General features: G+C 52.8%; 17 protein-coding genes and 2 tRNA genes. 11 read left to right on the top strand and 8 right to left on the bottom strand.

Annotated features, from left to right (window positions below):
- Positions 1 to 289 precede the first annotated feature (289 nt).
- The 4 genes from prfC to ACOTZC_RS07680 all read right to left on the bottom strand — a co-directional run bounded on the left by prfC (position 290) and on the right by ACOTZC_RS07680 (position 3,493).
- The gene (gene prfC / locus ACOTZC_RS07695) at positions 290 to 1,879 is read right to left on the bottom strand and encodes a peptide chain release factor 3 (protein WP_023310314.1); all 1,590 of its coding nucleotides are present in this window, start codon (positions 1,877 to 1,879) and stop codon (positions 290 to 292) included.
- A 91-nt stretch (positions 1,880 to 1,970) separates the two neighbouring features.
- A complete protein-coding gene (gene yjjG / locus ACOTZC_RS07690; protein ID WP_045400908.1) occupies positions 1,971 to 2,648 on the bottom strand; it encodes a pyrimidine 5'-nucleotidase in 678 nt (225 codons plus the stop codon).
- 19 nt (positions 2,649 to 2,667) lie between these two features.
- Positions 2,668 to 3,111, bottom strand: a complete 444-nt coding sequence (gene rimI / locus ACOTZC_RS07685; RefSeq protein WP_111964094.1) for a ribosomal protein S18-alanine N-acetyltransferase — start codon at positions 3,109 to 3,111, stop codon at positions 2,668 to 2,670.
- The gene (locus ACOTZC_RS07680) at positions 3,080 to 3,493 is read right to left on the bottom strand and encodes a DNA polymerase III subunit psi (protein ID WP_029740017.1); all 414 of its coding nucleotides are present in this window, start codon (positions 3,491 to 3,493) and stop codon (positions 3,080 to 3,082) included. The genes rimI and ACOTZC_RS07680 overlap by 32 nt, the downstream gene beginning before the upstream one ends.
- A gap of 102 nt (positions 3,494 to 3,595) precedes the next feature.
- On the opposite strand from ACOTZC_RS07680, the gene rsmC reads away from it, so the two are divergent.
- From rsmC to ACOTZC_RS07665, 3 genes are all read left to right on the top strand, one after another.
- Positions 3,596 to 4,624 (top strand): 16S rRNA (guanine(1207)-N(2))-methyltransferase RsmC, encoded by a 1,029-nt coding sequence (gene rsmC, locus ACOTZC_RS07675; protein ID WP_047173726.1) that lies wholly within the window; start codon positions 3,596 to 3,598, stop codon positions 4,622 to 4,624.
- 172 nt (positions 4,625 to 4,796) lie between these two features.
- Positions 4,797 to 4,883: transfer RNA gene (locus tag ACOTZC_RS07670), tRNA-Leu, on the top strand.
- Positions 4,884 to 4,916: 33 nt separating this feature from the next.
- Positions 4,917 to 5,002 (top strand) — tRNA-Leu (locus ACOTZC_RS07665).
- A 41-nt stretch (positions 5,003 to 5,043) separates the two neighbouring features.
- On the opposite strand, the gene ACOTZC_RS07660 is transcribed toward ACOTZC_RS07665, so the two are convergent.
- The gene (locus ACOTZC_RS07660) at positions 5,044 to 5,313 is read right to left on the bottom strand and encodes a DUF1435 domain-containing protein (protein WP_032668059.1); all 270 of its coding nucleotides are present in this window, start codon (positions 5,311 to 5,313) and stop codon (positions 5,044 to 5,046) included.
- Between the two features lie 215 nt (positions 5,314 to 5,528).
- On the opposite strand from ACOTZC_RS07660, the gene ACOTZC_RS07655 reads away from it, so the two are divergent.
- Both ACOTZC_RS07655 and fhuF read left to right on the top strand, forming a co-directional pair.
- Entirely contained in the window at positions 5,529 to 6,593 is a 1,065-nt protein-coding gene (locus ACOTZC_RS07655) for a GGDEF domain-containing protein (protein ID WP_421635701.1), read from the top strand.
- A 95-nt stretch (positions 6,594 to 6,688) separates the two neighbouring features.
- The gene (gene fhuF, locus ACOTZC_RS07650; protein ID WP_045400898.1) at positions 6,689 to 7,477 is read left to right on the top strand and encodes a siderophore-iron reductase FhuF; all 789 of its coding nucleotides are present in this window, start codon (positions 6,689 to 6,691) and stop codon (positions 7,475 to 7,477) included.
- Positions 7,478 to 7,560: 83 nt separating this feature from the next.
- On the opposite strand, the gene ACOTZC_RS07645 is transcribed toward fhuF, so the two are convergent.
- The gene (locus ACOTZC_RS07645) at positions 7,561 to 8,907 is read right to left on the bottom strand and encodes a PTS sugar transporter subunit IIC (protein WP_023310306.1); all 1,347 of its coding nucleotides are present in this window, start codon (positions 8,905 to 8,907) and stop codon (positions 7,561 to 7,563) included.
- Between the two features lie 328 nt (positions 8,908 to 9,235).
- On the opposite strand from ACOTZC_RS07645, the gene ACOTZC_RS07640 reads away from it, so the two are divergent.
- On the top strand, positions 9,236 to 9,694 hold the full coding sequence (locus ACOTZC_RS07640) for a YbaK/EbsC family protein (RefSeq protein ID WP_008502085.1): 459 nt from the start codon (positions 9,236 to 9,238) through the stop codon (positions 9,692 to 9,694).
- Between the two features lie 38 nt (positions 9,695 to 9,732).
- On the opposite strand, the gene bglJ is transcribed toward ACOTZC_RS07640, so the two are convergent.
- Together bglJ and ACOTZC_RS07630 are read right to left on the bottom strand one after the other, a co-directional pair.
- Complete coding sequence (bglJ, locus tag ACOTZC_RS07635) at positions 9,733 to 10,368, bottom strand: DNA-binding transcriptional activator BglJ (protein ID WP_045400897.1); 636 nt, start codon at positions 10,366 to 10,368, stop codon at positions 9,733 to 9,735.
- Positions 10,365 to 11,102 (bottom strand): helix-turn-helix transcriptional regulator, encoded by a 738-nt coding sequence (locus ACOTZC_RS07630; RefSeq protein WP_126303609.1) that lies wholly within the window; start codon positions 11,100 to 11,102, stop codon positions 10,365 to 10,367. The genes bglJ and ACOTZC_RS07630 overlap by 4 nt, the downstream gene beginning before the upstream one ends.
- Before the next feature lie 409 nt (positions 11,103 to 11,511).
- On the opposite strand from ACOTZC_RS07630, the gene ACOTZC_RS07625 reads away from it, so the two are divergent.
- The 5 genes from ACOTZC_RS07625 (at position 11,512) to ACOTZC_RS07605 (ending at position 14,467) form a co-directional block, all read left to right on the top strand.
- Positions 11,512 to 12,288: a threonine/serine ThrE exporter family protein gene (locus ACOTZC_RS07625; protein WP_023310303.1), complete on the top strand. Its 777-nt coding sequence runs from the start codon at positions 11,512 to 11,514 to the stop codon at positions 12,286 to 12,288.
- Positions 12,279 to 12,752, top strand: coding sequence for a threonine/serine exporter (locus ACOTZC_RS07620; protein ID WP_023310302.1), 474 nt, complete (start codon positions 12,279 to 12,281; stop codon positions 12,750 to 12,752). Before ACOTZC_RS07625 ends, ACOTZC_RS07620 begins: the two co-directional genes overlap by 10 nt.
- Before the next feature lie 67 nt (positions 12,753 to 12,819).
- The gene (locus ACOTZC_RS07615; protein WP_045400893.1) at positions 12,820 to 13,461 is read left to right on the top strand and encodes a TetR family transcriptional regulator; all 642 of its coding nucleotides are present in this window, start codon (positions 12,820 to 12,822) and stop codon (positions 13,459 to 13,461) included.
- Between the two features lie 41 nt (positions 13,462 to 13,502).
- On the top strand, positions 13,503 to 13,955 hold the full coding sequence (locus ACOTZC_RS07610) for a MarR family winged helix-turn-helix transcriptional regulator (RefSeq protein ID WP_023310300.1): 453 nt from the start codon (positions 13,503 to 13,505) through the stop codon (positions 13,953 to 13,955).
- 83 nt (positions 13,956 to 14,038) lie between these two features.
- Positions 14,039 to 14,467 carry an organic hydroperoxide resistance protein gene (locus ACOTZC_RS07605; RefSeq protein ID WP_023310299.1) on the top strand — a complete coding sequence of 143 codons (429 nt, stop codon included), beginning with the start codon at positions 14,039 to 14,041 and terminating at the stop codon, positions 14,465 to 14,467.
- Positions 14,468 to 14,514: the final 47 nt, after the last annotated feature.

Below are 14,514 nucleotides of genomic sequence, written 5' to 3'. Positions count from 1 at the left end.
CTGTGTTTACCCGTTATTCGGGCTACATACTTCCTTAGTAGTTTTATATATTGCGAATAAACACACGGGCAAAATGGATAACCTAAAGTCATGCATTGAACAGTTAATTTATCCACGCCCGGTGTTAAACACTGAGTTAAATATAGATCACTCTCACAGAGCCGCTTTCAGAATTGGGTAAAAAACGCGCGAATAGCGTGAAATTGCGTTGAATTAAGAACATTCCGCAAGGGATTAATAAGACAGGAATTAAAGAAGAGCACGGCGGGAGCCGTGCTCTGAGAGGGGATTAGTGCTCGCGGGTTTTACGGAACTGAACGTCAGGGTAACGTTCCTGCGTCAGGTTCAGGTTCACCATAGTTGGCGCGATATAGGTCAGGTTATCGCCGCCATCCAGCGCCAGCTGAATTTCGTTCTTACGCTTAAATTCTTCGAATTTCTTCACGTCAGAACACTCAACCCAGCGCGCGGTCGCGACGTTCACGGACTCGTAAATCGCTTCCACGTTGTACTCGCTCTTCAGACGCGCGACAACCACGTCGAACTGCAGCACGCCGACCGCGCCAACGATCAGGTCGTTGTTCGCGATTGGGCGGAACACCTGCACGGCGCCCTCTTCGGAGAGCTGAACCAGGCCTTTCAGCAGCTGTTTCTGCTTCAGCGGATCGCGCAGACGGATACGACGGAATAGCTCCGGTGCGAAGTTCGGAATACCGGTGAACTTCATCATTTCACCCTGGGTGAACGTATCGCCGATCTGAATAGTGCCGTGGTTGTGCAGACCGATGATGTCGCCCGGATACGCCTCTTCAACGTGCGAACGGTCACCCGCCATAAAGGTCAACGCGTCGGAAATCACCACGTCTTTACCGGTACGCACCTGGCGCAGCTTCATGCCCTTTTCATATTTACCGGACACCACGCGCATAAAGGCCACGCGGTCGCGGTGTTTCGGGTCCATATTGGCCTGAATTTTGAACACGAAGCCGGTGAATTTCTCTTCCTGCGCTTCCACTTCACGGGTGTCGGTGTTACGCGGCATCGGGCGCGGCGCCCACTCCACCAGACCGTCCAGCATATGGTCAACGCCGAAGTTACCCAGCGCGGTACCGAAGAAGACCGGGGTGATTTCACCGCTCAGGAACAGCTCTTTGTCGAATTCGTGAGACGCGCCTTTGACCAGCTCCAGCTCGTCGCGCAGCTGCGCGGCCAGCTCTTCGCCGACTGCCACGTCCAGCTCAGGGTTATCCAGACCTTTCACCACGCGAACTTCCTGAATGGTGTGGCCTTTACCGGTCTGATACAGATAGGTTTCGTCTTTATAAAGGTGATACACCCCTTTGAACAGCTTACCGCAGCCAATTGGCCAGGTGATGGGCGCACAGGCGATTTTCAGCTCGCTTTCCACTTCATCCATCACTTCCATCGGGTCACGGATGTCGCGGTCAAGTTTGTTCATGAAGGTGAGGATCGGCGTATCGCGCAGACGGGTGACTTCCATCAGCTTGCGGGTCCTGTCTTCTACACCTTTGGCGGCGTCGATCACCATCAGACAGCAGTCCACCGCCGTCAGGGTACGGTAGGTATCTTCGGAGAAGTCTTCGTGGCCCGGGGTATCCAGCAGGTTCACCAGGCAGTCGTGATACGGGAACTGCATCACGGAGGTGGTAATCGAAATACCACGCTGCTTTTCCATCTCCATCCAGTCGGATTTTGCATGCTGGCTGGAGCCACGGCCTTTAACGGTACCCGCAGTCTGGATCGCCTGTCCGAACAGCAACACCTTCTCAGTGATGGTCGTTTTACCGGCATCCGGGTGCGAGATAATGGCAAAAGTGCGGCGCTTGGCCACCTCTTGCAGATAAGGAGACAACGTCATAATTAAATCTTCTTTTATAAGCGCGGCAGCACGCCACGCATCATGGAATACAAAATTGCGGCTATTTTACCCATCAATGGGGGGCAGGCAATCATTGTTTACACAGGAGTTGCTCCAGTTCGTTCAACGACGTCACGGTCCAGGTCGGCTCGATGCCTTCAGGCTTCACGCGGCCATGCGCGTTGAGCCAGACGGTCGACAGACCGGCCTTCATGCCGCCCAGAATATCTGACTCTGCTGTATCACCCACCATCAGGACGCGATCGCGGTCGGGATTTCCGGCCTGCGCCAGCGCGTAGTCGAAAATACGCGGATCCGGCTTCGGCACGCCAACCTCTTCCGAGATCACCAGCGCGTCGAAATGATCGCGCAGGCCGGTGCGCTCAAGGCGGATCTGCTGCAGGGCGGTAAAACCGTTGGTGATGATCCCCAGTTTCACCTTGCCTTTCAACGCATTCAGCAGGGAAACCGCGCCCGGCAGGGGCGCACAGATATCGGCCATCGCGTTCAGGAACGCATCGTTCAGCGTCCCCGGACTGACCTTTAAGCGTTCCGCCCAGACGTCAAAGCGCTGGTGCTGAAGTTGTAACGCGGTGATGGCACCGTTCTGGTAATCCACCCACAGCGGCTTATTTACCGCCTGATAGTCCTGAAAATCTTCAGCGGTGAAGGTCACGCTATAGTCGAGAAACATCCGCTGCAGGCCGCCGAACGAATCAAACGTAAACAGCGTTTCGTCGGCATCAAAGAAAATCCAGTCCCATTTCATCGTTACAACCTTATATTCGTTATCCAATCGGCAGAGCCATGATAATGGCGTCTTCACGTCCCTCTGCGGTGGGGTAGTAGTTACGGCGGATTGTCGCCTCGTTAAAGCCTAAGCTTTGATAGAGCGCGATGGCGGCGACATTCGACGCGCGCACCTCCAGCCACAGGGTGAAAACGTCACGGGTTTCGAGCTCACGGATGAGGTGCTCAAGCAGTTCTCTTCCCAGCCCACGGCGCTGAAACGCGGGATCAACCGCGATATTAAACAGCGTCGCTTCATCAAGAACAACCTGCGTGATCGCGAAAGCGGCCATGGTGCCGTCAACGTCCAGGCGGTAGTTCAGATACCGTTCGCCCTGATTGCTGGCGAAAGTTTTTTCGCTCCACGGAAACGCGTGGGCGCGTGTTTCAATCGCGAACGCGGTGGACAGGTCAGGCGTCGTGAGGGAAGAAATCGTGTTCATATTCGCAGATTTGTTGCCATAGCGCGCTGCGCGCTTTTGGGTTGGCTTTCAGTTCGTCCAGCGCTGGCGTGCAGATCTGGCTCCCCTGGAGGGGGATCTCGTTTGTTTCTCCGATACGCCAGCTGTTACAGCGGCTATCAGGAGGAAGCATCGCGACACGCTCTGGCGTCAGCTGTAAAACCTGGTCGGCCGTCATCTTCAGGCTGCGAAGGACATCATCGATCAGGGGTTCATTCAGGGCAGGCAGTTCTTCCGCCACCATCACCAGGCGTACGTGCGCAGGGATGGAAATGGCGATTTCGCCCTGCAACGCCGTCGGGCGACGCAAAGCCCACTGGGTAATGCCCAGCTGCTGCAACTGCCAGTCTCGTCGGGATGTCATAGGGAAAACTCCTGTCTCTCAGGCGCGCAAATATAGCAAATGTGTCGAAAGTGCGCCATCTACCTACTATAATCCCCGCCTGAGTTTATTGAGGAACAATTCATGTCTGCATTTACCCCGGCAAGTGAAGTCTTGCTGCGTCACAGTGATGATTTCGAAGAAAGCCGTATTCTGTTTGCCGGAGATATGCAGGATGACCTGCCTGCGCGTTTCGACTGTGCTGAAAGCCGTGCCCACACCCAATACTACCACCACTGGCAGGTGCTGAGCCGCCAGATGGGCGAGCGCGCGCGCTTTAGCCTGGTGGCGGAGCAGAGCGATATCGCCGACTGCGATACGCTGATCTACTACTGGCCGAAGAACAAGCCGGAAGCCCAGTTCCAGCTGATGAACCTGCTCTCCCTGCTGCCGGTCGGCTGCGATATTTTCATTGTGGGTGAGAACCGCAGCGGCGTGCGTAGCGCTGAACAGATGCTGGAAGGCTACGCGCCGCTGAATAAAGTCGACAGCGCACGCCGCTGTGGTCTGTACCATGGCCGTCTGGAAAAACAGACAACGTTCGATCCACAGGCTTACTGGGACGAGTACCAGCTTGACGGCCTGACCATCAAAACCCTGCCGGGCGTGTTCAGCCGTGACGCGCTGGATACGGGCAGCAAGCTGCTGCTCTCCACCCTGACGCCGCACACCAAAGGCAAAGTGCTGGACGTGGGCTGCGGCGCGGGCGTGCTCTCTACCGTGCTCGCCAGCCATTCACCAAAAGTGCGCTTAACCCTGTGTGACGTGAGCGCCCCGGCGGTAGAAGCCAGCCGCGCAACGCTTGCCGCAAACGGCATTGAAGGCGAGGTGATTGCCAGCAACGTCTTCTCCAACGTCACCGGTCGCTTCGACATGATTATCTCCAACCCGCCGTTCCACGACGGCATGGAGACCAGCCTTGAAGCGGCACAAACGCTGATCCGTGGCGCAACCCGTCACCTTAACAGCGGCGGCGAGCTGCGTATTGTCGCGAACGCCTTCCTGGCGTACCCGAAAGTGCTGGACGAAACCTTCGGCTTCCACGAAGTGATCGCGCAGACCGGCCGCTTTAAGGTCTACCGTACCGTCATGACGCGCCAGGCCAAAAAGTAATCGCCACTCCAGCAGGCCGGATAAGCGCAAGCGCCATCCGGCTCCGCATGGCGCCTGCATCGGCCATTTTTGCAGCAATCAAGGCGTAGCGCGCACTTTTCTGTTGACGTAAAGCTGAAAACATCTAGAATGCGCCTCCGTGGTTACGATACTTTTACAGTATCGATGGTATGCGAAGGTGGCGGAATTGGTAGACGCGCTAGCTTCAGGTGTTAGTGTCCTTACGGATGTGGGGGTTCGAGTCCCCCCCCTCGCACCAACGAGGCGATATCAACAATAGTAAGATGACTGTGCGAAGGTGGCGGAATTGGTAGACGCGCTAGCTTCAGGTGTTAGTGTCCTTAGGATGTGGGGGTTCGAGTCCCCCCCCTCGCACCAATTATCTTACATCCCTTCTGAAGTTCCTCTTGTTTTCCCTGTTATTTCAAACTCATCAGTATCACCAGAATTCCACTGACCAGTGCTACGCATGATGGCAGTAAAACAAAGTGGCGCAGCTGCTTATGCCAGATCATGCCTGACGTGACTAACAGTCCTGACACAATGATCGCTTTCCAGGTATCAAGGGAGAGATCGGCAAACATCAACCCGCCGAGAATAGCTCCCGGTAGCAATACCCCCCAACCACTGCCAAGCGCCCTGTTCAACATGATCTGCCCTCTCATAACGATAATGATAACCAATATCATATGACACACATTATCATTTGTCAGCTGAATGAATCAAAATCCATCGACCTTTACCTTTCCCGTAATGACAGGAATTGCCTAAGGTGATAAATTGCACACCTGTTAACAACATCTAAAGATTTTCTGATAATTACTCTTTGAGTTTTTTGCATGTTTTATTGCGAAACGGCACCTACTTATTTGTTTTAATTAAATTTTAATAAAAACGCACGACTATGACATCACAATCCTGGCGGTCTTTGGTTCACAGAAAATATCAATTGTCGTTACGTTTATTTTTATTTCTGAACGCAACCTCGGCAGTGTTCTCGGTAACAAATCCGCTCAATTCTGTACGCCTGTTATCTGCCCCACTTATTGCTATTTTCTCCATCAGCACCGGCCTGTTCGTCTGGCACTGGAGAAAGCGCGCGCGGAAGATAAATATTCCCGTTGTTTCAGGGATTTTCGGTATTTTGTGGGCCTCGCAAATTGTGTCTAAATTCGCCTTAATTACCCACGACCACGCGACATATTTGTTAATCGCCCTATTAACGGTGCTTTTTATCGGAACGCTGGCATTCGCCAGTAATATCAAAGCATTTACGCTGCACTCATTGCCCACCTTTATTGCCTGCCTGTGGTTAAGCGATCACGATATATGGCTGAGAATGACCTATTCTTTCGCACTTCCTGTGGTGGCAATTGCTATTCATAACATTTTGCAAACGCGTAACGATCGTTTCGCTCAGGAATTGCTCTCACGCCTGTTGGAAGAGCGAGAAACCCTTACCGATCTCAGCATGATGGACCCGCTTACCGGCCTCTATAATCGTCGCGGTCTGCAAAGCCGTCTGGAAAACCTGCCGACGGTAGAAAATGGCGAGCACTTTGTTCTGCTGATGGATATCGACCACTTTAAAGCCTATAACGATCATTATGGCCATATGATGGGCGACCAGGCGCTTAAGCGCGTCTCTGCGGCAATCCGCGACGCCGTGCGTTCTCGCGATATTGTGGCGCGTTTTGGCGGAGAAGAGTTTATGGTGCTGCTGACCAATATTTCTCTCGAACATGCCCGCCAGACGGCCGAGCGGATCCGTCAGAAAGTCTACGATTTGAAAATCCCGCATCTATTTAACGAGAGTGTCGCGACAAACGTCACCATCAGCATTGGTATTGCTATTTTCGAGGATGAAGATGTGGAAGGCGCGCTGGAAAAAGCGGACAAAGCCCTCTACGAAGCAAAGCATATGGGGCGCAATAACATTCTGTTGAGTGAAGAGCTGCAGACGGCGTAAACATCACGGCGGTGTCACCCGGACAAAAGTCTTGCCATTGGTATGAGCAATAGTTAGGATTGGCAATCATTATCATTTAGATTTCTATCTATACTATGGCTACGCATACCGCACACATCGTCGAACCCCTCCTCTGGCGAGCGCCCCTCACCAGCGGGAATGCTTCGCTTGCGGATGCCATACGGGATAAGATTGCAGAAACGCGCGCCCACCTGCTGGACTTTATCCGCCTTGATGAAGCGCACCCGAACCACGCCATGACGCTCTCAGAGTGGCGTAAACCAACAAAACTGCAGTCGCTATTGGCCACCTATTCCGACCATATCTATCGCAATCAGCCCACTCTTACGCGGGAAAATAAACCACTGCTCTCTCTTTGGGCGCAGTGGTATATCGGGCTGATGGTGCCTCCCCTCATGCTGGCGCTGTTAACCCAGAAGAGCATGCTGGAACTCTCGCCGGATAATTTCCACGTCGAATTTCACGAAACCGGGCGCGCAGCCTGTTTCTGGATTGATCTGCACGAAGACCAGAACGCGGAACGCCTGACGGCTCAGGAACGTATGGAGCGGCTTATCACTCAGGCCCTGATCCCGGTGGTGGAAGCGCTTGAAGCGACGGGAGAGATTAACGCGAAGCTTATCTGGAGCAATACGGGCTATTTAATCCACTGGTATTTAACGGAAATGAAGCCTCTGCTTGGTGATGAGAACGTTGATGCCCTGCGTCAGTCCTGTTTCTTTGCAAAACAGCTTTCCGATGGCCGCGACAACCCGTTATTCCGTACCGTCGTGCTCCGTGATGGGCTTCTGGTTCGCCGCACCTGCTGCCAGCGCTACCGCCTGCCGGATGTTAAGCAGTGCGGGGATTGCACGCTGAAGTAGTCGGCCCCGGCCTGATGCCCTCACCCACAGGGACAGGGAACAAACACTAAAAACGGCAACCTGAGTTGCCGTTTTGCTTTTAGCTAAGCCACCTGCTGATTGTCCTCTTCCGCGTTACGCTGCGCTTCTTCAGCTTCCTGCTCCAGCAGCTGTTTCTCGTACACTTTGAAGAACGGGAAGTAGATGATTGCCGATACGCAGGCCAGAACCACAACCAGAATAGCCGCGCGGAAATCCCACCCCAGAGCCCACGCTGCGCCTATTGGCGCCGGTGCCGTCCAGGGGACCACTGAGATGACGCGGCCAATCAGGTCAAACGTCATCGCCGCCCAGGCCAGCACTGCATTTACCATCGGTGCCAGCAGGAACGGAATAAAGAACACCGGGTTCATCACAATTGGCGTACCGAAAATGACGGGTTCGTTGATGTTAAAGAAGCTGGGTACCACGCTCAAACGCCCGATAGAGCGTAAATGCGCTGAACGGCTACGCAGATAGCAAATCACCAGCCCCATCGTGGCGCCCGACCCGCCAATCACGATAAAGAACGTCCAGAACGCCTCCATAAAAATATGTGGCAGAGGCTGGCTGGCGGCCAGCGCGGTCTGGTTAGCGCCCAGGTTAGTCAGCCAGAACATCTGCAGCATCCCGGAGACGATGGCGGCGCCGTGGATCCCGGCGAACCACAGCAGATGGCCAATCAACACGGCCAGCAGGATCGCAGGCAGGGAATCCGCTGCGGAAACCAAAGGTTTAAAGACCGACATAATGGCCTGCGGGATCAGCATGCCGAACTGAGACTGAATGAGCAGGCTCAGAGGATAAAGCGTCAACACCACTACCAGCACCGGGATGAGCAGATCAAAAGAGTTTTTGATCATCGGAGGTACCTGGTCTGGCAGGCGAATACCGATGTTATGCGCCTTGAGGAAACGCATCATCTCAACGCAGTAGATCGCCACCAGAATCGCAGTAAAAATGCCCGTCCCACCCAGGCTATCGACTGGCAGCGTGCCTTTGGTTTTCGGTGCCGCGACCAGCAGAAACGCCATCAGCGACAGCATGGCACACATAAACGGGTCTAACTGGTGCGATTTGACATAGTGTTTGCCAAGGTTGTAGGCAATGGCGGCACAGATATAAATGGACATAATGCCCATCGTCATATCAAACGGCGTCAGGATCTGACCTTCAAACTGCTTCGCCATATCCAGCCATGCTCGGGCGAAACCCCAGGTGGTATCCGGCGAAAACGGCGGGTATGCGAACACTAACAAAAATGAACCCACAATCATAAATGGCATCGCGGAGATAAACCCATCACGGATAGCCATGACATGACGCTGGGAAGAGATCCGCCCGGCAATCGGGCTCACGTAATTTTCAACAAAACGGAATATCAGGTTAAACGCAGCATGGTTGGCAGACATGGCAGATCTCCTGTCAGACGTTTGTTACGGGCACATTTGCGCCGCACGTTGTTCCATAAATCACCTTCACAACCTTGCTGGCTTGTGGACCAGGGGTACTGCTCAGACGGAATGGTTTCATAATTTGCTCTTATTATTGGGTACAGGGGACGTTACGTACTCAGTATTAATCGACGCATCACGCTCTGCAACCGGTTACTGTAACCGGTTTCCGTGATTGTGAAGAGGATCCAGAAATTAGCCGTTCGGGATATTTGTTACTGAAGAGATATTTACAGAGCATAAATTCTTATGACAGATTACGCAGGATATTTGTCAGGAGGAAACAATGAGTTTGCAGTCTGTACAGCAGTTTTTTGCCGACAACGCGCCGGATATAGACGTTATTGAACTTAGTCAGAGTACCGCTACCGTTGCGTTGGCTGCTGCCGCCCATCGTGTTGAACCGGGACAAATCGCCAAAACCTTGTCATTAAAGGTGAAAAATGAGGTGATTCTGGTGGTAGCGAAAGGCGATGCGCGCCTGGATAACAAAAAGCTGAAAGACACGTTTGGTGCAAAAGCGCGCATGCTCAGCAGTGATGAAGTGGTGACCATCACCGGTCATCCCGTTGGCGGCGTATGCCCGTTCGGCCTGGAAAACCCGCTCGCGGTTTACTGCGATATTTCATTAAAGCAGTACGCCGAAGTCCTGCCCGCCGCAGGCGCAATTCATAGTGCCGTTCGTATCTCACCTGACAGAATGGCAGAGCTGACGTCCGCAAAATGGGTTGATGTTTGCATCTGATTGATGCGCCAGATCCTTTCTGGCGCGCAACAGGCAGGTTATAAAAAGGTCGGCTTGCTGAGTACCGAACTTCGCGGTTCTCTTGCAGAAAGGTGGGTAATAATATCCGCCGCATCGAGTAGCCCTACGTCAGAGTTTACCCCCAACTTCACCATCGCATTAAACTTATGCGCCCGGATGGTCTTAATATTGCGTTCAAGCTGTGCCGCGATTTGAGGAATGGAATAGCCGCAAGACATATAACGCAATATTGCCCGTTCCGTTGGGCTTAACATTCTGCTTTGACTCCGGTACCAGTGATTCATCATATTGTCATTGATGCGCAGGGTTTCACTCAGCAATACCATGAGTTCATTCTGCAGGCGCTCAAGCGTCAGCGATTTGCTGACCACACCGTGAAGGCGTGACGGGGAAAGATGACTAATTAATCTTGCTTCCATCTCATCAGCGACCAGGATAATGCGCTGGATATGGCCATGCGTAAACGCAAAATCCCGCAGGTGCGCCAGGCAGCTACGACGCTCTTCTCGCGCATCGGAATATGAATAGATCAGCGAGAAAAAATTGATGTGCTGAAGTGCTTTCTTAAAGCTGTCAAACTCACTAAACAGATGCAGCTGATAATGATTCAGGCCGGGCGTCGCAAAAAGATGCTTTAGCCCAACAGCACTCATCGTGCAATTTTCGACGATGGCGATATGTCTTGTTGAATCGGTTTTTTCCATTCCTCGAACTCTCCATAGGCTGACATCAAACTCAGCTCTCGCATTCCCTGTGTACTGTTTATCCAGGCGTACATATCGGCATTACTGCGTAATGACAGCCGTCGCATCGCACTGTTTTTCTGCGCACTGACGGTTTTATTGCTCTTCTTGAGCAATGTGGCGATTTGGTTAATTCCCCATCCTTTACCTAACAGCCGCAATACTTTGCGTTCGGAGTGCGTGAGCGCGATAACCTGTTCGTCTTCTTCCCCCGTACTTTGAGGTTCCGGGGTTAGCAACGCCTGGCTTACCCGCTCTGCGCGTTCGCTACCTGCCCGAATAGCGTTAACCAGCCCTTCAATGGGTTCAATATCAGAAAGCAACGTACTTTCCGGGCGCACAAGTAACTCAACGGCAATAGGGTTAAGCGGACGCGAAACTAAAAAGATCCAGTGAATGTTCCGGTATTGATTCAATAAACTGAAATACTCTTCGAGCGCGCCCCGAGGATTCCAGTATTCGCCTGAAATATCGGCAATGATGACGTCAGCGCGGCGTAGCTGGAGCAGCGTTAACTCCTGCAATGAGCTGCAATAGGTCAATTCAAAATCGGGGAAATGGCGAGTCATCACGCCCCCTAACCCGTTTTGCATGACCGGTATCCGGCTAATGATAACGCTATGCTTACCGTGCAAAGACAACATAGACCCTCCGTGTCCATTCTTCATTTGATGAGTAACGTTAAAACGCATCAACGTATGAGTATTTTCGTCCCTGAGTGTAAAGCAGGTTAATACAAGCAGAAGATGAGATGTATTCGTAGTTTAAGAAATGCCTAAACAGCAGTAATATCTCACAAAGCGAAATTAATTTTAATTGCAGTGTCATTAAAATAACTACAATATAAAATTAGAATAACTAAATATAAATAACTTATATTTTAATATTAATAATTCACCAAAATGATGAATTAATCCCAACCCCTTCCGCACTTAAGGGCAGCAACTGTTTGCATAAACCTTGATCTGACCCACAGCAAGAGGCACTGCACTTTGTGCTAAAAATAATCGCTATGGGCCAACCGGCAACTTTTCACCTTCTTCAGGACAATACATGCAGGCAGATCGGTCAACGCAGCGTGCTATCACGCGGCTATGTATTCAGTGCGGTCTTTTTCTGCTCCAGCACGGCGCGGAAAGCGCGCTTGTTGAGGAGCTTTCCACCCGGCTGGGACTGGCGCTGGGTATGGATAGCGTTGAAAGCGCTATTTCATCCAACGCCATCGTGTTGACCACGATCAAAGACGGACAGTGCCTGACCTCCACCCGCAAAAACCATGACCGCGGCATTAACATGCACGTCGTAACCGAAGTGCAGCACATCGTCATCCTTGCTGAACATAAGCTTCTCGATCTTCGTGAGATTGAAAAACGGTTCAGCCAAATTAAGCCATTACGTTATCCGCGCTGGCTTGTCGTGGTGATGGTAGGGCTGTCTTGCGCCTGCTTTTGTAAGCTCAATAAAGGCGGCTGGGACGGCGCGATCGTCACCTTTTTCGCCAGCAGTATCGCCATGTATGTTCGCCAGCTGCTGACGCACCGGCAGCTGCATCCGCAAATTAACTTCTGCATTACCGCGTTTGTCGCCACCACGGTTTCCGGCCTGCTGCTGCGCCTGCCGCAGTTTGCCACTACCCCGACGATTGCCATGGCCGCCAGCGTGCTTCTGCTTGTTCCGGGCTTTCCGTTGATCAACGCCGTTGCCGACATGTTTAAAGGACACATCAATACCGGTCTGGCACGCTGGGCTATTGCCAGCCTGCTGACGCTGGCGACCTGCATCGGCGTAGTGATGGCCATGACGCTCTGGGGGTTACGCGGATGGGCGTGATAGATTTTCTGCTGGCGCTGGCACAGGACATGCTTCTGGCCGCCATTCCTGCCGTCGGCTTTGCGATGGTGTTTAACGTTCCGCAACGCGCTCTGCGGTGGTGTGCGCTGCTGGGCGCGATTGGTCATGGCTCGCGAATGGTGATGATGACCGCAGGATTTAACATCGAATGGTCGACATTTATGGCCTCCATGCTGGTTGGCAGTATCGGCATCCAGTGGTCGCGCTGGTATCTGGCGCATCCCAAGGTGTTCACCGTCGCCGCCGTGATCCCGATGTTCCCGGGCATATCTGCGTATACGGCGATGATTTCCGCGGTGAAAATCAGCCATTTTGGCTACACTGAGCCGCAGATGATCCTCCTCCTGAGCAACTTTCTTAAGGCCTCGTCCATCGTCGGCGCGCTCTCCATAGGGCTGTCGATCCCCGGACTGTGGCTGTACCGCAAACGCCCACGCGTTTGATATTTGTGTTATTTCGCTGCCATGGAGATAATCCTTCTGGTCCGTTTGGTGAAAATAAGGAAAGGATGTGGCTAACCCTGGCAGCGAACACCCCGAGCACAGCGAAGAATCCAGCCTGAAAGAGAAAATTTTTCAGAGCGCCATCGCGCTTTTTGCCGAGTATGGATTGAACGGTGCCCGCATGGAGCAGATCGCGGAGAAAGCGGGTACCACCAAACGCATGGTGGTTTACCATTTTAAGAATAAAGAGAATCTCTATCTCCTGGTTCTGGAACATGTTTACACCCAGATTCGCGCCAGTGAAAAAGCGCTAAGCCTGGCGGGAATGCCCCCCGTCGAAGCGCTGGTCAATCTGGTTGAAGCCACCTTTGACTATCATGCCGACCACCCGGACTACATCCGGATTATCTGCATGGAAAACATGCAGCGGGGCCGCTTTATGCAGCAGTCGAGCTATCTTCGCCAGGTCAACCGTAGCGCGCTCGACCTGCTTGAGAGCATCCTGCACCGGGGCAAAGAAAAACAGCTCTTCAGCCAGACGGTTGACGCCCGCGATCTTCACCGCCTGATAAGCAGCTTCAGCTTTCACTACGTTGCCAACAGTTACACCTTCACGCTGCTGTTTGAAGACGGGGCGGACGAACAGGCTCAGCGCCAGCACTACCGCAAAATGGCCGTTCAGGTGGCGCTCCGCTACACCTGCCCATAAAATTGCTTGCAATTAAATCGCACACTACCTATATTCATTTCATGAACGCGAAAACGAACGACGCAACCGCTGCGCTCAAGCTGGATAACCAGCTCTGCTTTGCCCTTTATTCGGCAAATCTGGCGCTTAACAAGCTGTACCGGCAACTACTGGCACCGCTCAACCTGACTTACCCGCAATATCTGGTAATGCTGGTGCTGTGGGAGCAGGATGACGTCACGGTGTCGGACATCGGCGAACGCCTGTTTCTGGACTCTGCGACCCTGACGCCGCTTTTGAAGCGGCTGGAAAGTGCCGGGTTAATCAACCGTCATCGTTCACGCAAAGACGAACGTCAGGTCGCCGTCACCCTGAGTGAAGCGGGACGTGAACTACAGCAGCAGGCATTGGGTATTCCCCATGCGGTGGGTTGCGCGGCGCAGTGTGATACCGACACTTTGCTGGCGCTCAAACAGCAGCTCGAACTTTTGCGACAACAGCTACACCGCGCGTAAAGCTATACTTTATGCGTGATTATCACCCATATATATCGCACGCTATTTAATAGCACACATTAAAGCAAGATGAGGAACCTGCCATGTCTTTAGAAAAAGTTGTTTATACCGCCAAAGCAAAAGCAACCGGTGGCCGTGACGGTCGCGCGACATCTTCCGATGGCGTACTGGACGTAAAACTGGGCGTGCCAAAAGAGATGGGCGGCATGGGCGGAGAAGTAACTAACCCTGAGCAGCTGTTTGCTGCGGGCTACTCTGCCTGCTTCCTGGGCGCGATGAAGTTCGTGGCCGCACGCGACAAATTCACCCTGCCAAAAGATGCCTTTATTGAAGGCGAAGTGGGTATTGGACCGCTGCCAACCGGTTTTGGTATCGAGGCAAAACTGAACATCCACGTTGAGGGTATGGATCCCGCGGAAGCTAAAAAGCTGGTCGATGCGGCGCACATTGTTTGCCCGTACTCTAACGCGACCCGCGGCAACATCGACGTGACCCTGAATATCATCGCGTGATAAATGCCTGATGGTGCTGCGCTTATCAGGTCTATGACTGTAGCCCC

Source organism: Enterobacter cloacae complex sp. SHL009, from assembly GCF_049237205.1.
GTDB lineage: Bacteria > Pseudomonadota > Gammaproteobacteria > Enterobacterales > Enterobacteriaceae > Enterobacter > Enterobacter cloacae_M.
This window is presented reverse-complemented; position numbering and strand designations above follow the sequence as displayed.